This is a genomic window from Acidovorax temperans (assembly GCF_028596105.1).
In the GTDB taxonomy this organism is placed as follows: domain Bacteria; phylum Pseudomonadota; class Gammaproteobacteria; order Burkholderiales; family Burkholderiaceae_C; genus Acidovorax; species Acidovorax temperans.
In genome coordinates, this window is record NZ_CP117193.1 from 2167284 (window position 1) to 2192488 (window position 25205).

The window sequence follows — 25205 nt, forward strand, 5'->3', positions numbered from 1 at the left end:
CTGCATGCAAACAGAACAAACCGCCGCGCTCACCAACACGCCAGCCATCGTGCTGGCTTTGGTGCTTTTGGGCGCGATGGCGGTTGCGAGCGTACAGGTAGCGCAGTACGTTCTTCTTGCTCCAGGCACGCTGCTGCCTGCAGCGCCTTCCAAGCCCGTTACCAAGCTGCGGCCTGCTGCGGCTACGGTACTTCAGCCTTCAGAGGCATTCACCGAAATGGCCTCGGGCCCTGGTTGGGAAACCCTCACAACACCCCAAAAACTGGCGCTCTATCCGCTGGCAGAGCGATGGGCTGTTTTGAGCGAAAGTCAAAAGCGCCGCTGGCTTGCGCTGGCACAGGCCTTTGAAACGTTGCCGCCTGAAGAGCAGGAGAAACTGCACAACCGCATGACCGAGTGGTCAAGCTTGAGTGCTCGACAACGCAGCCAGGCACGCCTGAACTATGCAGACGCGCAGCGGCTGGCACCCAATGACAAGCGGGCCCACTGGGAGGCTTATCAGGCGCTGAGCGATGAAGAAAAGCGCTCACTGGCTGCTGATGCTCCCACCAAGCCAGCGGGAGCGGCGCCTGCTTTGCGCCCCGTGTCTCCCAAGAAACTGGTGCAAGTTCCCGCAGCCACGCAAGCAGGGCCGGCCCGAGTCAACCCACCCAAGATCACACCGACGGACCCTCACCTGCCGCGCACCTTGGTGGTAGTCCCCGTGCCAGCAACCACCCCACCAGCGGAGCCTGCCCGAGCACCAGCGGCACCCATTGTGGTGGAGACGACCCCGGTTTCCACGCCTTCGGCCACCCCCTCCTCGCTGCCTCCGCTGCCGAGCGGTCCGGCTGCATCGGAGCCCGCACCAGCCCCTGCACTGCAACCCCGGCCGGAAGATATTGGCTACCAGCCGCAGTGATACCCTTCAGGCATGTCTGCTCTTCCCGAATCCGGCTCCTCCATCCCATCGCCCGCCCCTCAGTCCAGCAAGCTTCAAACACCCAGTATCACGCGGCGGATGGCGTGCTGGCTGTACGAGGGCATTCTGATGTTTGGCGTGGTCTTCATCGCGTCGTACCTGTTTGATACGCTGAGCCAGTCTCGCCACGCATTGGCCAACCGCGGCCTGCGCATGGGGTTCCTGTTTGTGGTCTTCGGCATCTATTTCGGGTGGTTCTGGTCGCGCGGCCAGACGCTTGCACAAAAAACCTGGCACATCCGCGTAGTCAGCCCCACTGGCGCGCCTGTCACGCAAGCGCGCGCTGCGTTGCGCTACGTGCTGTGCTGGGTATGGTTCCTTCCACCCCTGGCAGCCTATTCCTTTGGTGTACCAGCCCTTGAAGTGCTGGTCCTGCTGGGCGGTTGGGTGGCGATGTGGGCTATTTTGAGCCGTTTCCACCCTGCGCAGCAGTTCTGGCATGACGCATGGGCGGGCACCCGTCTGGTGCATTTTGATCCGGGCAAAAAATAATACCGGGGCGGCTTGGTCGCCCAGCCCTCTCCACGACGACCTCACATGTCCATCCCACCCCCCACATCACCAGCCAACGCACAAAAAAACCGCAAAGGGCTTAACCGCGTCTGGCATGCCGCTGGCTATTCCATTGAAGGTTTGAAGGCAGGCTGGCACGAAACCGCATTCCGCCAGGAAGCTCTGGCAGCGTTGGTACTCGTTCCCCTGGCCTTCTGGCTGGGCAAGAGCTGGGTAGAGGTCGCTTTGCTGGCAGGTTCTGTAGTGATTGTGATGATCGTCGAACTGCTCAACACAGGGATCGAAACGGCGATTGATCGCATTGGCCCGGAGTGGCACGACCTTTCCAAACGCGCCAAGGACATGGGCAGCGCCGCCGTGCTGCTGGCATTGCTGCTGTGCGGCGGGATCTGGGTAGCCGCTATCGCTCAAAGGATTTTTCATGGCTGAACCCACGTTTTCGATCTGTGTCTACTGCGGTTCACGCCCAGGAGAGAACCCCGCATTCGCGCAAGCCGCACAAGAGGTAGGCCGCTGGATCGGGGAACACTCGGGTCAGCTGGTGTACGGCGGCGGACGCAGCGGGCTCATGGGCATCGTGGCAGAGGCCACGCGCCTCGCAGGCGGTCGCGTGGTGGGCGTGATTCCCCAGGCGCTGGTAGACAAGGAATTGGCCGACCATGCCTGCGATGAATTGCACATCGTGCAGAACATGCACGAGCGCAAGGCGATGATGGCCGAGCGCAGCGATGCCTTTGTGGCCCTGCCGGGCGGCATCGGCACGTTTGAAGAACTGTTTGAAGTGTGGACCTGGCGCCAGCTTGGCTACCACGGCAAGCCCTTGGGCCTGCTGAACGTGGCGGGTTATTACGATGGCCTGTTAGGTTTTCTGCAGACCAGCGTGAAGAGCGGCTTCATGGGCGACTGGCAGATGGAGCTGCTGCAAACGGAGACGACTCCGGCAGCGTTGCTACGCAACCTGGTGCTGGCAACCGGCCCCGACCAACCAGCCACCCCACTGCGTGCAGTGATCTAAAAAGCTGTTCAAAGGGCGCACCTTGCGCCTCAGGTGGTCAGTGGGGCTACCTACCCCACCAACCGCGGCATCGTCAGATGGCCGCATCGTCCAGGTCTCCGGTCCGGATGCGCACCACGCGCTCCACGGGGGTCACAAAAATCTTGCCGTCACCGATCTTGCCGGTGCGGGCCACGTTCACGATGGCATCGACGCAGCGGTCCACGTCCTCTGTTTTCACCACTACCTCCACCTTCACCTTGGGCAGAAAGTCCACCACGTATTCCGCGCCTCGGTATAGCTCGGTGTGGCCTTTTTGGCGCCCAAAACCTTTGACCTCGGTCACCGTCAAGCCGGTCACGCCGCATTCGGCAAGCGCTTCACGCACCTCTTCCAGTTTGAAGGGCTTGATGACGGCGGTGATCATTTTCATAGGAGTCTCCTGGGGCGATGTAAAAAATTGGCGAGCACGCTGAAGGGCTAGTGACAGGTGGCAAACCTGCCTTCAGGCGCGGAATTTGTTGGTGATAGGGTAACGCCAGTCTTTACCAAAACTGCGCTTTGTGACGCGAATGCCCACGGGCGCTTGGCGGCGTTTGTATTCGTTGATTTTGATGAGCCGCGTCACGCGCTCCACATCTGCCCGCGCATACCCGGCAGCGATGATGGACTCGATGGGCTCGTCATTTTCCATGTACCGCTGCACGATGGCGTCCAGCACCTCGTAAGGCGGCAGGCTGTCCTGGTCTTTCTGGTCAGGCCGCAACTCGGCGCTGGGCGGGCGGGTAATGATGCGCTCCGGGATGGGGTTGCTACCCGTGCCATACGGGTCATTGGCGTTGCGCCAGCGTGCCAGCTCAAACACGCGGGTCTTGGCCACATCCTTGATGACAGCGAAGCCGCCAGCCATGTCGCCATACAGCGTGCAATAGCCCGTGGCCATCTCGCTCTTATTGCCCGTGGTGAGCACCACCTGGCCAAATTTATTGGACAAGGCCATCAGCAAGGTGCCGCGAATGCGGGCTTGCAGGTTCTCTTCAGTCGTGTCCTCGGGCAGGCCTGCAAACTCTTGCGCCAGGGCCGACTTGAAAGCCTCGAACTGAGGGCGAATGGAGATTTCGTCGTAACGAACGCCCAGGCGTGCAGCCATGTCGCGGGCGTCGATCCAGCTGATGTCTGCCGTGTAGGGTGACGGCATCATCACCGTCCGCACCTTGTCGGCCCCCAGAGCGTCTACCGCAATCGCCAGCACCAGGGCCGAATCAATGCCGCCGGACAACCCCAGCAGCACGCCAGGGAAGCCATTCTTGGTGACATAGTCGCGCACGCCCAGCACCAGCGCGTCCCACAGGTCTGCATCGGCGCTCGGCACGGGGGCCATATCAGCTATTAATTTAATAGCATCTTGCGCTTTCTGCAAGCGCACTGTGAACAGATTTTCTTTAAAACCAGGCGCGCGCCCGGCCACACGCCCATCAGCCCCCAAAGCAAACGAGCGGCCTTCAAAAACCACTTCGTCCTGCCCACCCACCAGATGCGCGTACAGCAGGGGCAAACCCGTCTCCGCCACGCGCTCCCGCATGGTTTGCTCGCGCTCGGCACTCTTGCCCAGGTGAAACGGCGACGCGTTGATAACCGCCAGCACCTCTGCGCCCGCAGCCGCTGCATCACGTGCGGCTGCGGGGTACCAGGCATCCTCGCAAATCAGCACACCCACCCGCACTCCAGCCACTTCAAACACGCACGGTTCCTGCCCCGCCACGAAGTAGCGGCGCTCGTCAAACACCTGGTAGTTGGGCAACTCGCGCTTGAAATAGGTCTGCTCGATCTGCCCATTGCGCACCACGCTGGCGGCATTGCGGCAGACGCTGAAAGCCGCCGCATCGGCAGACAGGGCCTGAGGGTGGCCCAGCACGATCGCCAGCCCTTGTAACCCTGCAGTTTCGCGGGCCACGGCTTTCACGGCATCATCGCAAGCCGCAAGAAAAGCGGGGCGCAAAAACAGGTCTTCGGCCGCATAGCCACACACTGCAAGCTCGGGCGTCAGCAACAGCTGCGCGCCCAAGGCATGGGCTTCGCGGGCAGCGGCAATGATCTTTTGCGCATTGCCGGGCATATCGCCCACCACGAAATTGAGCTGAGCTGTGCAAATGGAGAGCGTCATGGAATTGATAAGGGCCTTGCAGGCCTGGTGGAACAACGCCCACACCGCCCCCGCGGGGTTGACGCAGAAAATCCTGATGGATGCCTGCCCCCCCAGAACACGCCGTGGCTGAGTCGCACATTATCGCGCGCGTACACGCGAGCGTGCTCGATGTGGACCCACAAGCCTGGAACGCATTGCTGGCGCATCAAGCCCACGCCACGCCCTTCATGCGGCATGAATACCTGGCTGCACTGGAGAGCAGCGGCAGCGCCACGCCGCGCACGGGCTGGACGCCGCGCTTCCTCACCTTGTGGGACGCGGGGGTGCTGGTGGCCGCCTGCCCGCTGTACCTGAAAACCCATTCGTATGGCGAATATGTGTTTGACTGGGCCTGGGCCAGCGCCTACGAGCAACACGGCGTGCCGTATTACCCCAAGGCGCTGGTAGCCGTGCCCTTCACCCCTGTGCCGGGCACCCGCTTGCTGGCGCGTGATGCCACTGCGCGGGCACAGCTGGTGCAGGCTGCGCGCCAGTGGTGCATGGAAGAAGACATCTCATCATTGCACTTGCTGTTTGCGGCAGAAGAAGACATTGCCACCTGCGCCGACCAGGGCCTGATGTTGCGCCACACCGTGCAGTTCCACTGGCAAAACACGGCGCCTGTAGCACCTGTTGTGTCTAGCGAAGCAACGTCGGAATGGCTGGCGATGCCAAATCGCTTCACCAGCTTTGACGACTTTCTAGCCAGCCTGGCGCAGGAAAAGCGCAAGAAGATCAAACAAGAGCGACGCCGTGTGACCGATGCAGGCGTGACTTTTCGCTGCCTGCAGGGCAAGGACATCAGCACAAGCGACTGGGATTTCTTCTACCGCTGCTACGAACGCACCTACCTCGAACACGGCAACCCGCCTTACCTGACCCGTACCTTTTTTGAAGACATGGCGCGCACCATGCCCGAAACCTGGGTGCTGTTCATTGCCGAGCGCGATGGCCGCAACATTGCTAGCAGTTTGATAGCTACCAGCGCTTTCCCCGTAAGCGCTACAGGCCAAAAAGATACTGAAATCATCGCCTATGGGCGCTATTGGGGGGCGCTGGAACGCGTGGACTGCCTGCACTTTGAGGCCTGCTACTACCAGCCTTTGCAGTGGTGCATTGAGCATGGCGTGCACCGCTTTGAAGGCGGCGCCCAAGGCGAACACAAAATGGCGCGGGCCTTGCTGCCTGTGCAGACCAGCAGCGCCCACTGGCTGGCGCACCCCGATTTTGCCGATGCGGTGGAACGCTTTTTGGAACGCGAGGGACAAGGAGTGGACGCCTATCTGCAATCGCTGCACGAACGCACGCCTTTTCGCAAACCTCAAAACCCGGCTTGACCCCAAGAAAAAAGCCGGTGCAACGCACCGGCCTTGTGGGTCAATGGATTAACCGGTTCACTACAGCCTTCAAGCGCAGGCTGCAGCCAACGGTCTGTGCAGCTTTAGAACGACTCCCAGTCTCCATCATCGGATGCCGCAGGCGCCTTGGACTTGGCAGGGGCACTGTAGGCCACTTGCCGCGCAGGCGTCGCTGCTGCCTTCTTGGAAGTGGCGGCACCTGCCATTTTTACCTTCAGCTCCTTGGCCAGCTGGATCACGGCAGCACCCACTTTTTGCGAGGCATTGGAGAAACCGGTGTTGTTCTCCAACTGCTTCTCAGCTTCCGAATAAGCGCCCTGGTTGATCAGGCGCGCCACCTTGCCAGCTTCTTGGTGGAACTGTCGGTGCGACTCCAGCAGCTGCACAAACGACGGTTTGCCGCCGTACTGAGAGCTACCCGCGCCGTGCAGCCACTTGCCCAGCTCGCAGCAATCGTCACGCGACACGGTGTCGGCGTCCAGAGTTTCTTTCTGAGCCACGGCCGTGCGCAATTTGGCCCGCCAGTTGGCGTGCGCTTGAATGGCGTTGTCCAGATTAATGCCCAAAGCGGGGCCTTCCGATCCGGCGGACGAACGACCCAGCGCGGCAGCGGGTGCCGCAGCGAATCGGGCCGAAGCAGATGCGGGCGCAGAGCCCATGCGCGGAGCTTGCGTGCGAGACACGCGCTCCTCGCCCGCGGCCAGCTTGAAGAAGGCCACGGTGTCAACCAGATCCTGGGCCTGGTTGTTCAGGCTGCTGGCCGCCGCGGCCATTTCTTCCACCAGGGCCGCATTTTGTTGAGTGACCTGGTCCATTTGGGTTACCGCTTCACCCACCTGGCTGACGCCCTGGCTTTGCTCATTGCTGGCAGCGCTGATCTCACCCATCAGGTCCGTCACGCGCTTGATCGCACCCACCACTTCCGTCATGGTGGTGCCGGCTTGGTCTACCAGCGACGTACCGTGCTCTACGCGCTCCACGCTGTCGTTGATCAAGGTCTTGATCTGCTTGGCGGCCTCGGCCGAGCGACCAGCCAGGCTGCGCACTTCGCTGGCCACCACGGCAAAGCCACGACCTTGCTCGCCTGCGCGGGCGGCTTCCACGGCAGCGTTCAGCGCCAGGATGTTCGTCTGGAAGGCAATGCCGTCGATCACGCCAATGATGTCGGAGATCTTGCGCGAGCTGTCGTTGATGCCCTTCATGGTCTCCACCACTTGGCCCACGACTTCGCCACCCTGCACCGCCACAGTAGAGGCGCTCATCGCCAACTGGTTGGCCTGGCGGGCGTTGTCGGCGTTCTGGCGCACGGTCGAATTGAGCTGCTCCATGGACGCAGCCGTTTGCTGCAGGGCGCTGGCCTGTTGCTCTGTGCGGGCGCTCAGGTCGTTGTTGCCCGAAGCGATTTCAGACGAAGCCACCGCTACGCTTTGTGAGCCTTCACGCACATGACCCACGATGCGCGACAGGCTTTCCTGCATCTCCGACAGTGCGCGCAACAGGCGGGCTGCCTCGTCCTTGCCCTGAGCATCAATGCGAACAGACAGGTTGCCCTTGCTGATTTCTTCAGCAGCCTCCACCGCACGCTGCACGGGGGTGGTGATGGAACGCGTGGCCCACACCGCAAACAGCAAACCCAATACCAACGAGGCACCAGCCCCGATCGCCAGCACCCACTGACTGGTCTCCGCAGAGCTCAATACCGACTTTTCAAAAGCAGCCAGCTCGTCGTAGGTGTACTTGGTGACGTTTTCAAGCGACTGGATGTAGTTCTGGGCCATGGGGCGGAGATCGCTATCGACCAACGCGAACACATCTTCCCCTGCCTTTTTCCGCTCGAGCAGCTTGGCGCGGGCATCCACATAGGTTTTGCGGGCAGTGGCCACTTTGGCCAGCAGTTCTTTACCCTTGTCACTGTCAATCAAGGTTTCGAGTTTTTTCTGCTTCTCGCTCACCTCTTTGGTGGTGGCCGACATATCGGCACCCAGCGCGGCGATGTACGTATCGTCCGTGGCCTTGAGCGCTGCAGAGGCACGTGTCCAGTTCAAATCAATCCCGGCTTTCCACTCCATGGCCAGCTGGTTGCGCTCAATCTCCACAGTGGCGATACGAACAGTGGCTTCCTTGAGCATGGACAGACGCCAAAAGCCTACTGCGGCAATCACGGCGGTGATCAAAAGAACAAGGCCAAAAGCCAAGCCCAAACGGGTACCGATCTTGAATTGGTTCATCGTATTTCTCTTAAAAAGCGCCTGCGCACCAAAGTGGCACAAGCGTACTGCCAAGCTCGTCGAACTCCCACTACAGCCCATCACCCACCTCAGGATTGCCAAGGCGATTGACGTGAGGCCAGCGCCACAACACTGCTGGGCGGTCGGGCCTCACTTGCATTGGACGCAGCGCTTCGACACAAGTCAACACACATTATCCACCGTATTTATATCATAACAATCATAAATATCACATTAAAACTTGTTCACAGTGAATCCATCCATCAAATACGAGGATGTGGCGGGCGAGCAACGTATCAGTTCGGTAACAAATAGCGATTCGCATTTCACCGTGTTGACAGGCGCCGCCATGCGCCTGTTTAAGCCTCGCAAACCACGGCTAAACAATGCGTGACATAGATGGATGCAAAGGCAGTCGCTCGGCGTTGGGGTGCGCTGATAAAAAAAGCACGCTGGGTTGCAGCGTGCTTTGGTTTGGTAGCGGCCTTCGTTGGAAGGCGATCGAGAAGAGGCTTAGAAGCTCTCCCAATCGTCGTCGTTGGCCTTGGGCGTCGCTGGCGCTGTGGGTGCTTTGGCTGCAGGCAGTGCTCGGGGCGCCGCTGCCCGAGGCGCAGACGCAGGCTTTGCTGAAGAGCGCCCACGGTTCAGTAGCCCTTGGGGTGCTGAACCGGCCACCTTCGCTGCAGGCGCCGGAGCCCGGACAGCAGCGGCGTTTGCGTCGAGCTTGAAAACCGCCACAGCGTTGACCAATTCCCCCGCCTGGCTGTTCAGACTGGCCGCTGCCGCCGCCATCTCTTCGACCAAAGCCGCATTCTGCTGCGTGGCCTGGTCCATCTGCGTGACAGCTTCTCCCACCTGCCCTACGCCTGCGCTTTGTTCGCTGCTGGCCGCGCTGATCTCGCCCATGATGTCTGTCACGCGCCGGATGGCGGTGACGACTTCTGTCATGGTGGCTCCAGCCTTGTCTACCAGCGCGCTGCCTTGTTCCACCCGCTCTACGCTGGCGGTGATGAGGCTCTTGATTTCCTTGGCAGCTTCGGCGCTGCGCTGGGCCAGGCTGCGCACTTCACCGGCCACCACGGCAAAGCCTCGGCCTTGTTCACCCGCTCTGGCGGCTTCCACAGCGGCGTTGAGCGCCAGGATGTTGGTCTGGAAGGCTATGCCGTCGATGACGCTGATGATGTCGGCAATCTTGTTGCTGCTGGCGTTGATGCCTTTCATGGTCTCGACCACTTCGGCCACAACTTCACCACCCTGGGCGGCGACGGTAGATGCGTTCATGGCCAGCTGGTTGGCGGTGCGGGCGTTGTCTGCGTTTTGCCGCACGGTGGAGCCGAGTTCTTCCATCGACGCGGCGGTTTCTTCCAGAGCGCTGGCTTGTTGTTCTGTCCGTGCGCTCAGGTCGTTGTTGCCCGAGGCAATCTGGGCCGAGGCCGAGGCCACGCTTTCCGAATTCTGGCGCACAGCCACCACAGCGGCTTCCATGCGCAGCAGGGTGCTTTGCAAGGCCTGGCTTGCCGGCGTGCTGACATGGACGGCTCGGGCTCCATGCAAGGTGATGCTGTCTCCGCTATCGACCGCGGCCACGAGATTCCGCAGCTCCTGCCCCGCGCGGGCGGTTCGCCCCAGGCTCACAGCCATCAACACCTCCAGCGAGGTCTGGATCACCACATACACCGCATGGCTGAGCGTGCGCACAAAGCTGGCCTCGGTCAGGCAGTACACGCCAAAACCTGCGGCCTGCAAACGGTCAAACAGCACATGGTGCACCGCGAAGACCAGGGCTGACAACACGATGGGACGCCAGTCCAGGTACACCAGCAGCAATGCCAGCGTGACGAACACACCGAAGTGCAGTTCGGTCTGCCCCTGAGCGAGCTGAATGTGCAGCGCCACGAAGGCCGACTGCACAAAGGCCAACACCAGCCGGGAAGCCAATGCGCCTGCCGCACTGGCATACGCAATGACCGCCACCACCATCAAGACGGCCGACACACCCCAGGCCAGGCCTGATTCCACGAAATTGAAGCCCAACGCCACTGACGTGATCGCGCTGATCGCGATGGCAGCCAACATCACGCGGTCTCCCATGATGTGCATGGAACCCTGGGCGTGCCGAGGCAGTTGCCGGGAAGAATCGCTCATTGATAACTCCGAAAATTGAGGGGGCGCGTACACACCCATCATGACAGATGCTCTGTTCTGCGATCAAAACCGTTGCCGGCGTGCCGCCAAGCCAAAACAGGTACTTCACCGCCCAGAACCAGGTTCAACATCGCTATGTTGCAATGCATAATGAAATATATCCATTAAATTTGATAAATACAACTTAATTGATAATTTTACTTGTGTATTCCGTGCCACTCGTCCGGCCTGCAGCCCAACAGAACCTCTGGCAAATGGCCGCCCGACGCAGCTCCGGGCAACAAAAAAGCACCTGGGCAAATACCCAGGTGCTTTTGCAGTGTGAGCGCAGCGGCGGTTGCCGCAGTTGACTCAAATCAGGCCTGGCTCTTTTGGTAGTTGGCCACGCCGTCCATGACTTCCTTCTTGGCGGAATCAATGCCTTCCCAGCCAATCACCTTGACCCACTTGCCCTTTTCCAGGTCTTTGTAGTGCTCGAAGAAGTGGGCAATGGCGTTGCGGCGCATGGCGTTCACGTCGTCAATGTTCTTCCAGTGGTCGTACATGGGCAGGATCTTGGACGTGGGCACAGCGATGACCTTGCCATCCACACCGGCCTCGTCTTCCATCATCAAGATACCCAGGGGGCGGCAGGTCACCACCACGCCGGGGTGCAGGGGGTAAGGCGTGATCACCAGCACATCCACCGGGTCGCCGTCGCCCGACAGGGTCTGGGGAACATAACCGTAGTTGGTGGGGTAGTGCATCGCGGTGGTCATGAAACGATCCACAAAAATCGCGCCCGACTCCTTGTCCACTTCGTACTTGATGGGGTCAGAGTTCATCGGGATTTCGATGACCACGTTGAATGTCTCGGGGATGTTCTTGCCAGGGGTGACGTTGTTGAGGGACATGTTTTTGAAAATAGTGGTTTGCAACAGTAACCCGCGAAGCATGGCGTTCCATTGAGCGTCGGGATTAACCCTGATTTTAGAGGCATGCCCCTTTCTGCCCGCTTGCAACAGGGGGTTTGGTTGTAAATTGAGACCGTTGGCCAATCGGCCCCGCCCTGGGGCCCGAGGAAGCAACGCAGCGGAAGCACCACCGATGCGTCGTGTTTCCAACCGTGCAACCGCATATGAAGGAGCACTGAATGGCTGACAGCACAGCAATCACCCCTCCCCTTTTATTGGCCCTGGTCTGCGGGCTGGTCGCCGTGGCCTACGGCATCTGGGCGCGGGGCTGGATCCTTGGCAAAGACCCCGGCAATGCGCGCATGCAAGAAATTGCGGCGGCCATTCAGGCGGGCGCGGCGGCCTACCTGGCGCGCCAGTACAAGACCATTGCCCTCGTCGGCGTGGTGCTGGCGGTGCTCATCGGCATTTTTCTCGACGGCACGACGGCCGTGGGCTTTGTGGTGGGCGCGGTGCTCTCGGGCGCCTGCGGTTTCATCGGCATGAACGTGTCGGTGCGCGCCAATGTGCGCACGGCCCAGGCGGCCACGCAAGGCATCGGGCCGGCGCTCGATGTGGCGTTTCGCGGCGGCGCCATCACCGGCATGCTGGTGGTGGGGCTGGGGCTGCTGGGCGTGACGGGTTTCTTCTGGTTTCTCGCAGGCAACGGCAACCTCAAGCCCACGGCACAACTGGCCACGCTGCTCAATCCGCTGATCGGCTTTGCGTTTGGCTCGTCGCTCATCTCCATCTTCGCGCGGCTGGGCGGCGGCATCTTCACCAAGGGGGCCGATGTGGGCGCCGACCTGGTGGGCAAGGTCGAGGCGGGCATTCCTGAAGACGACCCGCGCAACCCCGCGGTGATTGCCGATAACGTGGGCGACAACGTGGGCGACTGCGCCGGCATGGCGGCCGACCTGTTCGAGACCTATGCGGTGACGCTGATTGCCACCATGGTGCTGGGTGCACTGATGGTGGGCGCCGCCCCGGTCAACGCAGTGGTGTACCCACTGGCACTGGGAGCGGTGTCCATCATCGCGTCGATCATCGGTTGCTTTTTTGTGAAGGCATCCCCCGGGATGAAGAACGTGATGCCCGCGCTGTACAAGGGCCTGGCGATTGCCGGCGTGCTGTCGCTCATCGCGTTCTACTTCGTCACGCTGTGGATCATTCCGGACAACGCCATCACCGCCAGCGGCAGCCAGATGAAGCTGTTTGGCGCCTGCGCCACCGGGCTGGTGCTGACGGCCGCGCTGGTGTGGATCACCGAGTTCTATACCGGCACGCAATATTCCCCCGTGCGCCACATCGCACAGGCATCCACCACGGGCCATGGCACCAACATCATTGCGGGCTTGGGCGTTTCCATGCGCTCCACCGCCTGGCCGGTGATTTTTGTGTGCCTGGCCATCCTGGTGGCCTACCAGCTGGCGGGCCTTTACGGCATTGCCGTGGCGGCGATGTCGATGCTGTCCATGGCCGGTATCGTGGTGGCGCTCGATGCCTACGGCCCCATCACCGACAACGCCGGCGGCATTGCCGAGATGGCCGAGCTGCCCAGCAGCGTGCGCGACATCACCGACCCGCTGGACGCCGTGGGCAACACCACCAAGGCCGTGACCAAGGGCTACGCGATTGGCTCGGCCGGACTGGCTGCGCTGGTGCTGTTTGCGGACTACACCCACAAGCTCGAAAGCTACGGCCGGGCCATCACCTTCGACCTGTCGGACCCGCTGGTCATCATTGGCCTGTTCATCGGCGGGCTGATTCCTTACCTGTTTGGTGCCATGGCGATGGAGGCCGTGGGCCGCGCAGCGGGCGCCGTGGTGGTGGAGGTGCGCCGCCAGTTCAACACCATTCCCGGCATCATGGACGGCACGGGCAAGCCCGAGTACGGCAAGGCCGTGGACATGCTGACCACTGCCGCCATCAAAGAGATGGTGATCCCCAGCCTGCTGCCCGTGGTGGTACCCATCGTGGTGGGCCTGCTGCTGGGCCCCAAGGCGCTGGGCGGCTTGTTGATGGGCACCATCGTCACCGGCTTGTTCGTGGCGATTTCGATGTGCACGGGCGGCGGCGCCTGGGACAACGCCAAGAAGTACATCGAAGACGGCAATCACGGCGGCAAGGGATCTGAAGCGCACAAGGCCGCCGTGACGGGCGACACCGTGGGTGACCCCTACAAGGACACCGCCGGCCCCGCCATCAACCCGCTGATCAAGATCATCAACATCGTGGCGCTGCTCATCGTGCCGCTGGTGGTCAAGTTCCACGCAGGGTAATCAGGCCCAGCCCCGCGCCATGACGCCAACCACGGCTGGGGCGGGGCCTTGCGCAATGATTGATTGACGCCCTTCTCACTCACCTTCACCATGCAAGGAAAGCGCACAAAAGAAGAAGGAGACACGCCATGACCGAGCTGGTCGTTCGCCGCCAGTGCCTGGCACACCCTGTTCGGCCCCACAGGGCTGGTGCGTCACATCTGGCGGCCATGGTGGGCCTACCGGCGGCGCGACTTTCACCCCAACCAACAGGCCAGCAACCTGTCGGCCCAGTGGCTGGAGCACAACCGCCACCGCTTCACACCAGTGGGTGAAACCGGCTGAGCCAGGCGGTTCACGCCGCAGCGCAGCCCTCGCGGCTCAGGGCATTTTCGCTATTGATTTCATAGCTACTTGCGCTTGACAGGAAAGCGCTGGAGGCTATTTTTATCAATATCCCTCTTCACCCTCAGGCCGTCTGACGCAGGTCACGCCTGCGCACTGGGCCGCTGCGCTGTTCCACGGCGTGCTGTACTTCTGCGCGCAAACCCAGCGCAAAGCCCCATTCGGCCACCACAAAAAGGGGCCCAACCAGCAAACCCATCACATCGTCCACAAAGGCGGGCTTGCGGCCCTCGAAATAGTGGCCCACGAACTGGATCACCCAGCCCACGGCAAACAGCCCCAGTCCCCAGGCCAGCCAGGCTGTGGTGCCCAGGGGCGCCATGGCAGTCGCCCCCACCAGCATGGCGGCGAGCAGAGCCGACATCACCAGCCCCAGCCGCACATCCAGCCGCAGGTAGAAAATGCCAGCCGCCACGGCGCAGGCCAGCGCCGGGCTCACGGGCACCATGCCCAGCCACCACACCGGGCGTGAAAGCAGCACCACCACGGCAAACATGATCATGGGCACACCAACAAAATGGGTGTGGATGTTGCGCGGATCGCGGTGGTAGGCGGCGTATTGCGCCAAGTGATCGATCAGGGTTTTCATGGGTGTCTCCAGTCGTTGTTTTGAGCAGGATTCAATGTCTCTCGCCAAAGGCGATAACGTCTGTCGTGCAGCCGACAAAAACAGAGGCGGCAACAGCGCCCCTGTGACTGTGCGGGACTGGCTCTTTATCGCTGCCCGCAGCCCTTGTAGTCCCTGTTTCTGCCCCTTTTTTTGCGCCCAAGCCGCCCCCTTTTTGTGATTGCCTACCCTGCCCGGTCCCTGCCTTTTTCGACGCGCACCCAAGCGGCCATGCACACAGCACCGCAAGCCTTGCTGCTTCCTGGCCCACGGCACGTCTGAGCTGCCTGAGCATCCCCTCCTGGCGCAGACTCTTGCCGCGCTTGCCCTTTTGCCCCGCCGACCCTGATCTCTGACTGCATGACGACCGAAGTCTCCGCCCACCTCATCGCGCTCCAATCGGGGCGCTGGTTCGCCCAGTTGCCCCCTGAATTTGCGGCGGCACTGCTGCGCATGGGCCGCATCCGGCAACTCACCGTGGGCCAGTCCCTGTTCTTGCGTGGCGACCCGCCCTGCGGGCTGTATGCCGTGCTGCGTGGCGCACTCACCGTGTCAGGCACGGGCGGGCGGTCTGACGACGCACGCTCTGCGCTGCTCACCCGCCTGGAGCCCCCGCAGTGGTTTGGCGAAATTTCGGTGTTTGATGGCAATGTGCGCAGCCACGACGCCGTGGCGGCCGAGCCCTGCACGCTGCTGCATGTACCCAACGAACCGCTGCAGGAATGGCTGCGCGGCCACCCCGAGCACTGGCACGCCCTGGCGCTGCTGGTAACCGACAAGCTACGCACCGCCTTCATCGCCCTGGAAGACGCCGCCCTGCTGCCAGCCCCCCAGCGCCTGGCCCGCAGGCTGGTGATGATGGCCGAGGGCTATGGCCAATGGAACGCCGATGGCCTCACCCGCCGGGTGATTGCACTGTCGCAAGAGCAGCTGTCGCAAATGCTGTCCATTTCGCGCCAGACCACCAACCAGATCCTCAAAGACCTGGAAGCCCGCCAGCTGGTGCGCGTGCAGCGCGGCGAGGTCGAAATCATGGACCTGGCCGGGCTGCGCCGCACCTACGCCTGAGGCGAGCCACCGGCGCTATCAAAAAGAGAGCTACTGTCGCTTGCAGTACAGGCGCTACAGCCCATTTCGGCTAAATAGTAAGCACGCATTCGATTTCTATGCAGAATGTCATCATGCAACTGAACTACATCGCCAACGCCTCCGTCCCGTCTTCGTCTGGCCGCACGCTTGCGGTGATCGACCCTTCTGACGGCCAGCCTTTTGACGAAATCCAGCGCAGCAACGCGGACGACATCGACGCCGCCGTGCATGCGGCGCGCCAGTGCTACCAGGCGGTGTGGCAGCGCATGGCACCTGTAGACCGGGGCCGGCTGCTGCAAAAACTGTCGGCCAAGGTGCTGGAGCATGCCGACGAACTCACGGCGCTGGAGCAGCGCGACTGCGGCAAACCCACCAAACAGGCCCGGGCCGATGCCGTGGCGCTGGCGCGCTACTTCGAGTTCTATGCCGGCGCCTGCGACAAGCTGCACGGCGAAACCATTCCCTACCTGGATGGCTACAGCGTGCTCACCTGGCGCGAGCCGCACGGCGTCACCGGCCACATCATCCCGTGGAACTACCCCATGCAGATCTTTGGCCGCAGCGTAGGCGGCGCGCTGGCGGCGGGCAATGTGTGCGTTGTGAAACCGGCCGAAGATGCCTGCCTGTCGCTGATCCGCGTGGCGCAACTCGCGGCCGAGGTGGGTTTTCCGCCCGGCGCCATCAACATCGTGACGGGCTATGGGCACGAAGTGGGCGATGCACTGGCACGCCACCCCGGCATTGACCACATCAGCTTCACCGGCAGCCCCAAGGTGGGCACGATCATTCAGCAGGTGGCGGCAGAGCGCCACTGCCCCGTGACGCTGGAGCTGGGCGGCAAGAGCCCCCAAATCATCTTTGCCGATGCGGACCTCGACGCAGCCGTGCCCGTGGTGCTCAACGCCATCGTGCAAAACGCCGGGCAGACCTGCTCGGCGGGCTCGCGCGTGCTGATCGACTCTCTGATCTACGAGCCCCTGCTGGAGCGCCTGGGCAACGCCTTTGAAAAGCTGCGCGTAGGCCCCGCCGCCATGGACCTGGACGTGGGCCCCCTGATTCGCCAAAGCCAGCAGCAGCGTGTGTGGGACTTTTTGTCGGACGCGCAAGTGGCTGGCATCCCCATGGTGGCGCAAGGCGTGGTGGTGGACGAGGCGCCCGAAGGCGGCTTCTACCAGGCCCCCACCCTGCTGCGCGATGTGCCTGTGGGCCACCGCCTGGCACAGGAAGAAGTGTTCGGCCCCGTGCTCTCGGCCATGGCTTTCCAGGACGAAGACCATGCGGTGGAGCTGGCCAACGCCACGCAATTCGGGCTGGTGGCAGGCATCTGGACGCGCGACGGCGCGCGCCAGTTCCGCATGGCCAAGCGCGTGCACAGCGGCCAGGTGTTCATCAACAACTATGGCGCGGGCGGTGGTGTGGAGCTGCCGTTTGGCGGCGTCAAATCCAGCGGCTACGGGCGCGAGAAGGGGTTTGAGGCGCTGTATGGGTTCACCACCCTGAAAACCGTGGCCATCAAGCACGGCTAAAGCCGCCCGATTCCCCTGTCCTCCTGCTCTTCGCTCGCTTCTTTCCCATGCCCCTGTCAGCTCCCGTCCCTCGCAAAACCAGCCATATCCGCCGCGTTACTTACCAAGGCTACGAACGTGAAGACGGCCTGTGGGACATGGAAGCCGAATTGCACGACAGCAAGGCACACGACATGCCATCGTTTCGCCACCAGGGCGTTCGGCTGGCAGGGGACCCCATCCACCACATGTGGCTGCGGGTGACGATTGACCGCCAGCTGGTGGTGCACGCCATTGAAGCCGCCATGGACGCCCACCCGCTGCAAGACTGCCCACAGGCGCGCCCGGCTCTGCAGGGCATGGTGGGCGCCTGCATGGCGCGCGGCTGGCGCCAGGCCATCGCGCAGCACATGGGCGGGGTGGCCAGTTGCACCCACCTGCGCGAGGTGCTGTTCAACATGGCCACTGCCGCCTTCCAGACCCTGCCTGCCGCCTTTGGTGGCGGCGACCCGGACACCCCGCCCCGGCACCTGGGCCAATGCACCGGTTGGGACTTTGAGGGCAACGGGGTGAAAGAGTACTTTCCGCAGTTCTACGGGCGTGGCGAGGCCAATACGCAGCCTTCCACCCCACACAACCCCACAGGCAAAAAGAGCTTCTAGCGCTTACCCATCAAGCGCAAGCAGCTATCAAAAACAGAGCAAACACAAAGGAGACAGCCATGCGCGTGCAAAACAAATCCATCATCGTCACCGGCGCCGGCAACGGCATTGGCGAAGGCATTGCCAAGCGCCTGGCGCAAGAAGGCGCCCAGGTGCTGGTCAATGACATCAACACCACAGGCGGCCAGCGCGTGGTGGCCGAAATCACCGCTGCGGGCGGCAAGGCAGCGTTCTTCCAAGCGGACGTGACCCAATCTGCCCAGGTCCAGGCCATGGTGGCCGAGGCCGAGCGCCTGTTTGGCAAGCTCGATGTGGTGGTGAACAACGCAGGCTGGACGCACCGCAACCGCCCCATGCTGGAGGTGAGCGAAGACGAGTTCGACAAGGTCTACGCCATCAACGTCAAGAGCATCTACCTCAGCGCCATCCATGCCGTGCCTGCACTGCGCCGTGCGGGTGGGGGCAGCATCATCAACATTGCCTCCACCGCCGGGCTGCGGCCCCGCCCCGGCCTCACCTGGTACAACGGCTCCAAGGGCGCCGTCATCACCACCAGCAAGTCGATGGCGGCGGAGCTGGGGCCCGACAACATCCGCGTGAACTGTCTGAACCCGGTGTTCAACCCCAACACCGGCCTGGCGGCCGAGTTTGCGGGCGGCCCGGTGGACGATGCCCGCCGCGCCAAGTTCCTGGCCACCATCCCGCTGGGGCGCTTTTCCACCGCGCAGGATGTGGCCAACGCCGCGCTGTACCTCGCCAGTGACGAAGCCGCCTTCATCAGCGGCGTGTGCATTGAGGTGGACGGCGCCCGCTGCGTTTGATCTGCCCGGGGCAGAGCTGGCGCCTTGCGTGGCTTCAGCCCAGCACTTCGCGCAGGGCTGCGTCGTACAGGGACGTGAGCCGGTCCATCACCTCCAGCAGCCGTTCGCTGGTGGTGGCCACGGCTTCCATGCCCTTGGTATCGGGGTGGCGGCGCATGGCAGCTTCAAAAAACAGCCACTGGGCCTGCCCCAGTTCCAGCTCGGTGCGAATGGCGGGGGTAGACACCGGCGCTGCCGCCAGCGCCTGCAGAGCCTGCTTGAACTCTGTGGCGTCAGCATTCATCTGGGTCTGCGACGCCTTGGGGTCCACACCCGCGGCCAGCAAAAAGTACTGCTTGGCCATGCGCTGCGACAGCATGCGCTGGCGCCCTGCCATGCCCACCAGCTTGGCGCTGGGGGCGCGGGCCAGTTTCTCCAGCGATTCGGTGGCCGTCTGGGCCGCTGTCATCATGCGGTCGGCCTGCTCGGCCACGGCGGCGGCCGAGGCCTTGGAAGGCGCAGTCGCCGTCAGGGTGTTGAGCACGGTGTACTGCTTTTGCACCTCTTCAAGCTGGCGGCTCAAATCTGCGGGCCAGGCGCCCGCCGTGGAGCCCTTGGCCAAGTCGGCAGCGCCGGCCTGTGCCTGCTTGCGCACCTTGGCCAGCACATCCAGCGCCGCCAGGGGCATCACCTGCAGATGCTGCTGGCAATAGGCCTTGGCCATGCGCTGCGACAGCGCGCGGAACGAGCCCGACACGTTGATGGCCGCAGAAAGCGCCATTTGCGCTTGCGCCGTGGCGGCCCAGGTGGGCAGAACCACCCCGGCAGCCACCCACTGCACCATGCGCCGACGTTGGTGGGAACAGGAAACGACGGGTTGATTACGACAGGTCATGGCAGTAGGGCTTTCTATGCAATCAGGGTGAAAGAATGTTTCCCGAAATGCAGAGAATTGTCATGAAAATGTTAAACCAACCTCTTGCGGCAAATCAATGCAATGCCAGCGCGCAGCAGCGAAGATCCGCACGCCGCCAACCGCCAATCCCTTGATGCGGATCAAGAGAATCCAGTGCGGGTACCCCGCCCAGTGAAGGCCTTGGGGCACAATCCCGCCCATGGCTGAACGTGTCATTCCCCTGGTGGACCAGCGCCACGCCGACCTGGTGGCCCAGGTACCTCTGCACCCTTCTCCAGCAACTGGCTTGCTGGTGGACACCCGGGGGCGCCCCCTGCGTGATCTGCGCATCAGCGTGACCGACCGCTGCAACTTCCGCTGCAACTACTGCATGCCCAAGGAAGTGTTCGACAAGGACTACCCGTACCTGCCGCACAGCGCGCTGCTGAGCTTTGAAGAAATCACCCGGCTGGCCTCGCTGTTCCTGGCGCACGGGGTGCGCAAGATTCGCCTCACAGGCGGCGAGCCCCTGCTGCGCAAGAACATCGAAGAGCTGATTGCCCAACTGGCACAGCTGCGCACGGTGGACGGCAAGGCGCCGGACCTCACCCTCACCACCAACGGCTCGCTGCTGGCGCGCAAGGCGCGCTCGCTCAAAGAAGCCGGGCTGAACCGCGTGACCGTGAGCCTGGACGGACTGGACGATGCGGTGTTCCGCCGCATGAACGATGTGGACTTTCCGGTGGCCGACGTGCTGGCGGGCATCGAGGCGGCCCACGCGGCTGGGCTGTCGCACATCAAGGTGAACATGGTGGTCAAGCGCGGCACCAACGACCACGAAATTCTGCCCATGGCGCGCCACTTTCGCGGCACGGGCACCACGCTGCGCTTCATTGAATACATGGACGTGGGCGCCACCAACGGCTGGCGCATGGACGAAGTGCTGCCCTCGGCCCAATTGATCGAGCGCCTGCGCGCTGAATTGCCCCTGGTGCCGCTGGAGCCCAGCAGCCCCGGCGAAACCGCCGAGCGCTGGGGCTATGCCGACGCCAGCGGCCAGCACGACCCAGCCCTGGGTGAAGTGGGCGTCATCAGCAGCGTGACGCAGGCTTTCTGCCACGACTGCAATCGCGCCCGCCTCTCCACCGAGGGCAAACTGTACCTGTGCCTGTTCGCCTCGCAAGGCTACGACCTGCGCTCGCTGCTGCGCGGCGGTGCCAGTGACGCAGACATTGCCGCAGCCATCGCGCCCATCTGGCAGCAGCGCACTGACCGCTATTCCGAACTGCGCAGCACCCTGCCCGCAGACAACTCCCAGGGCGCGCGCCGCGTGGAGATGAGCTACATCGGAGGCTAGGCGGCTGCGCGGGCTGTAGACCCTCGGCGCCTTGGGTCTGCAAGGCAGCCTGCACAATCGAGGGCTCGCTTTTTTCTCTTTTCAAAGGCCTCTTGATGATTGACACGCTAGACATCACCGGACTCGTCCTGGCCGGCGGGCGCGGCTCGCGCATGGGCGGGGTAGACAAGGGGCTGCAAACCTTTCGCGGCCTGCCACTGGCGCTGCACACGCTGATGCGGCTGCAGATGCAGGTGGGGGTTTCGCTGATCAACGCCAACCGCAACCTGGCCGCCTACGAATCATTTGGCGCACCGGTGTGGCCCGACGCCAACAATGACTACGCAGGCCCCCTGGCCGGCTTTCTGACCGGGCTGGAACACTGCGAAACGCCCTGGCTGCTCACCGTGCCGTGCGACACCCCGCTTTTTCCGCTGGACCTGGCCAGCCGCCTGGCCCAGGCAGCCGATGAACAACAGGCCGACATTGCCATGGCCGCAGCCCCTGAAGATGACGGCACAGGCCACATCACCGTGCGGCCCCAGCCGGTGTTTTGCCTGCTGCGCGTAGACCTGCTCGAAAGCCTGGTGCGCTTCACCCAGGCGGGCGGTCGCAAAATTGACGCCTGGACCGCCCAGCACCGCTGCGTGACCGTGCCGTTTGACACACCGGGCGATGACCCCAAAGCCTTTTTCAACGCCAACACGCTGGCCGAACTGCAGGCGCTGGAGCGCACCGCCCCCTGAGCCGCAGCGCCCTGGCGGCGCCATGCGTGCGCCTTGCCTTCCTGAATTGACCAAACCACCATGAAAACCATCGCCCAAATTGCTGCCGAACTGCAGGGCTACGATCCCCAAGCCTTGCACGCCGACCAGGTCAACGCTTTTTTGCACCAGCTGGTGCAGCCCGTGGCAGGCACAGAAGAAGTGGGCATTTTTGAAGCCCTGGGCCGTGTGCTGGCGCAGGATGTGATTTCCCCCATCAGCGTGCCGCCACACGACAACTCGGCCATGGACGGCTACGCCTTTGCCGGCAGCCAGCTGGTGCCCGGCCAGCCCCTCACGCTGCGCAGCGTGGGCACGGCCCTGGCGGGCAAGGCGTGGACGGGCACAGTGAACGCAGGCGAGTGCGTGAAGATCATGACCGGCGCCATCATGCCCGCCGGGCTGGACACCGTGGTGCCGCAAGAGTTCACCACCGCCCAGGGCGACCAAATCACCATCGCTGCCGATGTGCTGCGCCTGGGCGACAACCGCCGCTTCAAGGGCGAAGACCTGATGGAAGGCGGCGTGGCGCTGGCCCGTGGCGAATTGCTCACCCCAGCCGCGCTGGGCTTGGTGGCCAGCCTGGGGCTCAAAACCGTGACCGTGTCACGGCGGCTGCGTGTGGCGTATTTTTCGACTGGCGACGAAATCCTGAGCCTGGGCGAGCCCCCGCGCGAAGGCGCCGTGTACGACAGCAACCGCTACACGGTGTTTGGCCTGCTCACCCGCCTGGGCGTGGAAGTGATCGACATGGGCGTGGTGCGCGATGACCCCGCCCTGCTGGAAGCCGCCTTCACCGAAGCCGCGCAGCGCGCAGACGCCATCATCACCAGCGGCGGCGTGAGCGTGGGCGAGGCCGACCACACCCGCGCCATGATGAAAAAGCTGGGCGATGTGGCCTTCTGGCGCATTGCCATGCGCCCCGGCCGCCCCATGGCCGTGGGACGCATCGCCGCCTCAGGCCTTCAAGCCAAAACAGCCCCTAGCGCACAACCAGCAAGCGCCAGCAGCTATCAAAATGATATCAACACCAGCACAGGCGGTGCGGTGCTGTTTGGCCTGCCGGGCAACCCGGTGGCGGTGATGGTGACCTTTCTGGCCTTTGTGCGCCCCGCACTGCTGCGCATGATGGGCAGCACGCGCACAGCGCCGCCCCTGCTTCGCGCCACCAGCACCGAAGCCATCCGCAAAAAGCCGGGCCGCACCGAATACCAGCGCGGCACCGTCACCACAGGGCCGGACGGCAACCTGCAGGTGCGCACCACGGGCAACCAGGGCTCGGGCGTGCTCAGCTCCATGGTGCAGGCCAATGGGCTCATCGTGCTGCACCACCACCAGGGCAACGTGGCTGTGGGCGATCCGGTGGATGTGATGGTGTTTGAAGGGGTGATCTGAAGCCCGAAACCAGCACAGGCAACACGCTCACAAGCTACTGGCAGTTTGCGTCCCTGTCTGACGGGCCTGCGGCACCCAGCGGCGGTACAAAGCGCTTTTAGCCTTTGCCTTGAGAAAGACCCCCATGCCCTACGCCGCTACCCACCTGCCCCAGCCTCCCACACGCGACGCGGTGGACGCGCTGCCCGGCACCACGGTGCTGGAATTTGGCACGCCCTGGTGTCCCCATTGCCTGCGCGCCCAGCCGTTCATCGAACACGCATTGAAAAGCCAGGAAACCGCCCACATCAAGGTGGAAGACGGTCCCGGCCAGCGGCTGGGTCGCAGCTACAAGGTCAAGCTCTGGCCCACGCTGGTGGTTTTGAAAAACGGGCAGGAAGTGGCCCGTGTGGTGCGCCCCACCACCCAGGCCGAGGTGGACGAGGCACTGCGCGCAGCACAAGGCTGAGGCCCGGGGCCAGCCCACCCGCCAGCGCTCAGCGCATCTGCACCGTGCCAGAGACGCTGATGCTCACCTGCTCACGCCCTGGCTGCACAGGCACTGGCGCGTCAGATGCGAACGACGCCATCTTTTCGCGGGCCACCATGGCGCCCATCAGCGTCACCCCCTGGCCTTGACCCGACACGCTCACCTCGCGCAGGCCGTAGCTGGCAAAGCCAAACGCTTTCGACAGTTCTGCCGCACGGGCCTTGAATTGCTCAATCGCCTGCGACTGCGCCTCGCCCTCGGCCTTGGCCCGCGCCTCGCGCGACAGGCCAAACGACACATCGCTCACCGCCATCGACTGGATCTTGCCGGCCATGCCGGTAATGCGCCCAAAGTCGCGCCCTTCCAGCCGCAGCTCTGCCCGGCCTTGCCAGCCCAGCACCTTCTGGTCTTTGCCGTAGCGGGGGTACAGGCTGAACGTGCCGGTGGACACATCCATCTGCCCCGGCTGCGCGCCGGCCTTGGCTTGCGCCAGGGCTTCATCCAGGGCCTGCTTGAGCTGGGTCTGGGCGGCCGCCAGCGTGGGGGCTTCTTTGTTCGCCATGAGGGTGATGGTCAGCATGTCCTGCTCGACCTGCACCATGCCAGCGGCCGACAGTTGCACCACATTGCGCGGCTCTGCGGCCACGGCAGCTACCGGTGCGGCTTGTTGAGAAAAAACGGCCCCAGCGCTCATCAGCAAAGCGCTGGCGGCTACCAAACGAATAGCATTCTTCATGAATTCACTTTCTCAAAAATCGGTGTGACGCCGCACGCTGAAGCCATTTCCAGCACGCTTGCCAGCCCCTTATCAGACAGTGTGTAGGCACAAGTCGCCACGCGGTGTCAGACGGAGTTGACGATTGGGCAAAACTTGTAACAGTTGGTCAAACCCAAGGGAAAAACGCGAACTTCGGCGCTCAACGTGGTCAGAATCGGCTCTGTTACAAATTGGACCCGAGATCAAATATGCCCACTACACCCAACCGTACCGACAAAGTTTTGGTGGTAGATGACGATGCCCGCATCCGCGATCTGCTGCGCCGCTACCTGACCCAGGAAGGGTTTGAAGTCATGGTCGCTGAAGACGGCAAGGCGCTCAATCGCCTGCTGCTGCGCGAAACCGTAGACATCATCGTGCTGGACCTGATGATGCCTGGCGAAGACGGCTTGTCCATCTGCCGCCGCCTGCGTGCCGCCAACGACCGCACCCCCATCATCATGCTCACCGCCAAGGGCGAGGACGTGGACCGCATCGTGGGCCTGGAAGTAGGCGCCGACGATTACCTGGGCAAGCCCTTCAACCCCCGCGAACTGCTGGCCCGCATCCACGCCGTGCTGCGCCGCCGCCCTGCACAGGAAGCTCCGGGCGCGCCCTCGGGCGACAACGAGGTGGTCACCTTCGGCCCCTTCACCTTCGACCTGGGCACCCGCGCCCTGCAACGCAATGGTGAAGAGCTGCCCCTGACCACTGGCGAATTCGCCATGCTCAAAGCCCTGGTGCGCCACCCACGCCAGCCGCTTTCGCGCGAAAAGCTAGCCCTGCTGGCACGCGGCCGGGAGTTCGAGCCGTTTGACCGCAGCCTGGACGTGCAAGTCTCGCGCCTGCGCAAGCTGGTGGAAGTGGACGCTGCAGCGCCCCGCTACATCCAGACCGTGTGGGGCGTGGGCTACGTGTTTGTACCGGACGGAACGAGCTGATCT

Annotated in this window: 25 protein-coding genes; 17 read left to right on the plus strand and 8 right to left on the minus strand. The window is 63.0% G+C overall.

All coding sequences use genetic code 11. From position 1 onward, the window contains the following. Window positions 1–4 precede the first annotated feature (4 nt). Genes PQV96_RS10270 through PQV96_RS10285 form a run of 4 tightly spaced genes read left to right on the plus strand, consistent with a single transcriptional unit; the run spans window position 5 to window position 2489 of the window. Window positions 5–901: a DUF3106 domain-containing protein gene (locus PQV96_RS10270; protein WP_207374356.1), complete on the plus strand. Its 897-nt coding sequence runs from the start codon at window positions 5–7 to the stop codon at window positions 899–901. Window positions 902–913: 12 nt separating this feature from the next. Continuing rightward, window positions 914–1453: an RDD family protein gene (locus tag PQV96_RS10275; protein ID WP_082758808.1), complete on the plus strand. Its 540-nt coding sequence runs from the start codon at window positions 914–916 to the stop codon at window positions 1451–1453. 45 nt (window positions 1454–1498) lie between these two features. Beyond that, window positions 1499–1903, plus strand: a complete 405-nt coding sequence (locus tag PQV96_RS10280) for a diacylglycerol kinase (RefSeq protein WP_142080860.1) — start codon at window positions 1499–1501, stop codon at window positions 1901–1903. Next, on the plus strand, window positions 1896–2489 hold the full coding sequence (locus PQV96_RS10285) for an LOG family protein (protein WP_207374357.1): 594 nt from the start codon (window positions 1896–1898) through the stop codon (window positions 2487–2489). Before PQV96_RS10280 ends, PQV96_RS10285 begins: the two co-directional genes overlap by 8 nt. A gap of 73 nt (window positions 2490–2562) precedes the next feature. On the opposite strand, the gene PQV96_RS10290 is transcribed toward PQV96_RS10285, so the two are convergent. Both PQV96_RS10290 and PQV96_RS10295 read right to left on the minus strand, forming a co-directional pair. Next, window positions 2563–2901, minus strand: a complete 339-nt coding sequence (locus PQV96_RS10290) for a P-II family nitrogen regulator (protein ID WP_044396316.1) — start codon at window positions 2899–2901, stop codon at window positions 2563–2565. A gap of 72 nt (window positions 2902–2973) precedes the next feature. Next, window positions 2974–4632 carry an NAD+ synthase gene (locus PQV96_RS10295; protein ID WP_207374358.1) on the minus strand — a complete coding sequence of 553 codons (1659 nt, stop codon included), beginning with the start codon at window positions 4630–4632 and terminating at the stop codon, window positions 2974–2976. A gap of 80 nt (window positions 4633–4712) precedes the next feature. Here PQV96_RS10295 and PQV96_RS10300 point away from each other — a divergent pair, with 80 nt between their 5' ends. Beyond that, window positions 4713–5990, plus strand: coding sequence for a GNAT family N-acetyltransferase (locus tag PQV96_RS10300; protein ID WP_273625181.1), 1278 nt, complete (start codon window positions 4713–4715; stop codon window positions 5988–5990). Between the two features lie 104 nt (window positions 5991–6094). Here PQV96_RS10300 and PQV96_RS10305 read toward each other — a convergent pair whose 3' ends face one another. Next, window positions 6095–8239, minus strand: coding sequence for a methyl-accepting chemotaxis protein (locus PQV96_RS10305; protein WP_273625182.1), 2145 nt, complete (start codon window positions 8237–8239; stop codon window positions 6095–6097). A gap of 250 nt (window positions 8240–8489) precedes the next feature. Between PQV96_RS10305 and PQV96_RS10310 the strand changes: the two genes are divergently transcribed. Next, the gene (locus tag PQV96_RS10310) at window positions 8490–8633 is read left to right on the plus strand and encodes a hypothetical protein (RefSeq protein ID WP_273625183.1); all 144 of its coding nucleotides are present in this window, start codon (window positions 8490–8492) and stop codon (window positions 8631–8633) included. A gap of 119 nt (window positions 8634–8752) precedes the next feature. Here PQV96_RS10310 and PQV96_RS10315 read toward each other — a convergent pair whose 3' ends face one another. Both PQV96_RS10315 and ppa read right to left on the minus strand, forming a co-directional pair. Then, on the minus strand, window positions 8753–10384 hold the full coding sequence (locus tag PQV96_RS10315; RefSeq protein WP_273625184.1) for a methyl-accepting chemotaxis protein: 1632 nt from the start codon (window positions 10382–10384) through the stop codon (window positions 8753–8755). Between the two features lie 356 nt (window positions 10385–10740). Continuing rightward, window positions 10741–11277 carry an inorganic diphosphatase gene (gene ppa / locus PQV96_RS10320; RefSeq protein WP_273625185.1) on the minus strand — a complete coding sequence of 179 codons (537 nt, stop codon included), beginning with the start codon at window positions 11275–11277 and terminating at the stop codon, window positions 10741–10743. Window positions 11278–11516: 239 nt separating this feature from the next. On the opposite strand from ppa, the gene PQV96_RS10325 reads away from it, so the two are divergent. Together PQV96_RS10325 and PQV96_RS10330 are read left to right on the plus strand one after the other, a co-directional pair. Beyond that, window positions 11517–13598: a sodium-translocating pyrophosphatase gene (locus PQV96_RS10325; protein WP_273625186.1), complete on the plus strand. Its 2082-nt coding sequence runs from the start codon at window positions 11517–11519 to the stop codon at window positions 13596–13598. A gap of 189 nt (window positions 13599–13787) precedes the next feature. Then, window positions 13788–13922: a hypothetical protein gene (locus tag PQV96_RS10330; protein WP_255523535.1), complete on the plus strand. Its 135-nt coding sequence runs from the start codon at window positions 13788–13790 to the stop codon at window positions 13920–13922. Window positions 13923–14046: 124 nt separating this feature from the next. Here the strand turns inward: PQV96_RS10330 and PQV96_RS10335 are convergent, their stop codons facing one another. Then, the gene (locus PQV96_RS10335; protein WP_207374364.1) at window positions 14047–14571 is read right to left on the minus strand and encodes an Mpo1 family 2-hydroxy fatty acid dioxygenase; all 525 of its coding nucleotides are present in this window, start codon (window positions 14569–14571) and stop codon (window positions 14047–14049) included. A gap of 378 nt (window positions 14572–14949) precedes the next feature. Between PQV96_RS10335 and PQV96_RS10340 the strand changes: the two genes are divergently transcribed. The 4 genes from PQV96_RS10340 to PQV96_RS10355 all read left to right on the plus strand — a co-directional run bounded on the left by PQV96_RS10340 (window position 14950) and on the right by PQV96_RS10355 (window position 18666). After that, the gene (locus PQV96_RS10340; protein ID WP_044396307.1) at window positions 14950–15657 is read left to right on the plus strand and encodes a Crp/Fnr family transcriptional regulator; all 708 of its coding nucleotides are present in this window, start codon (window positions 14950–14952) and stop codon (window positions 15655–15657) included. Window positions 15658–15770: 113 nt separating this feature from the next. Then, window positions 15771–17204 carry an aldehyde dehydrogenase family protein gene (locus PQV96_RS10345; protein WP_207374365.1) on the plus strand — a complete coding sequence of 478 codons (1434 nt, stop codon included), beginning with the start codon at window positions 15771–15773 and terminating at the stop codon, window positions 17202–17204. Window positions 17205–17251: 47 nt separating this feature from the next. After that, the gene (locus PQV96_RS10350; RefSeq protein ID WP_273625187.1) at window positions 17252–17845 is read left to right on the plus strand and encodes a DUF2889 domain-containing protein; all 594 of its coding nucleotides are present in this window, start codon (window positions 17252–17254) and stop codon (window positions 17843–17845) included. A gap of 59 nt (window positions 17846–17904) precedes the next feature. After that, the gene (locus PQV96_RS10355) at window positions 17905–18666 is read left to right on the plus strand and encodes an SDR family oxidoreductase (protein WP_207374367.1); all 762 of its coding nucleotides are present in this window, start codon (window positions 17905–17907) and stop codon (window positions 18664–18666) included. Between the two features lie 34 nt (window positions 18667–18700). Here PQV96_RS10355 and PQV96_RS10360 read toward each other — a convergent pair whose 3' ends face one another. Continuing rightward, entirely contained in the window at window positions 18701–19540 is an 840-nt protein-coding gene (locus PQV96_RS10360; RefSeq protein WP_273625188.1) for a type IV pili methyl-accepting chemotaxis transducer N-terminal domain-containing protein, read from the minus strand. Window positions 19541–19760: 220 nt separating this feature from the next. Between PQV96_RS10360 and moaA the strand changes: the two genes are divergently transcribed. The 4 genes from moaA (at window position 19761) to PQV96_RS10380 (ending at window position 23483) form a co-directional block, all read left to right on the plus strand. Beyond that, entirely contained in the window at window positions 19761–20897 is a 1137-nt protein-coding gene (gene moaA / locus PQV96_RS10365) for a GTP 3',8-cyclase MoaA (protein WP_198846322.1), read from the plus strand. 95 nt (window positions 20898–20992) lie between these two features. After that, entirely contained in the window at window positions 20993–21622 is a 630-nt protein-coding gene (gene mobA / locus PQV96_RS10370) for a molybdenum cofactor guanylyltransferase MobA (protein ID WP_273625189.1), read from the plus strand. 60 nt (window positions 21623–21682) lie between these two features. Further along, window positions 21683–23035 (plus strand): molybdopterin molybdotransferase MoeA, encoded by a 1353-nt coding sequence (moeA, locus tag PQV96_RS10375; protein WP_273625190.1) that lies wholly within the window; start codon window positions 21683–21685, stop codon window positions 23033–23035. 124 nt (window positions 23036–23159) lie between these two features. Further along, a complete protein-coding gene (locus tag PQV96_RS10380; RefSeq protein WP_198846319.1) occupies window positions 23160–23483 on the plus strand; it encodes a thioredoxin family protein in 324 nt (107 codons plus the stop codon). Between the two features lie 28 nt (window positions 23484–23511). Here the strand turns inward: PQV96_RS10380 and PQV96_RS10385 are convergent, their stop codons facing one another. Further along, window positions 23512–24240: an SIMPL domain-containing protein gene (locus PQV96_RS10385; protein WP_273625191.1), complete on the minus strand. Its 729-nt coding sequence runs from the start codon at window positions 24238–24240 to the stop codon at window positions 23512–23514. Between the two features lie 230 nt (window positions 24241–24470). On the opposite strand from PQV96_RS10385, the gene ompR reads away from it, so the two are divergent. After that, entirely contained in the window at window positions 24471–25202 is a 732-nt protein-coding gene (gene ompR, locus PQV96_RS10390) for an osmolarity response regulator transcription factor OmpR (RefSeq protein WP_273625192.1), read from the plus strand. Window positions 25203–25205 lie beyond the last annotated feature (3 nt).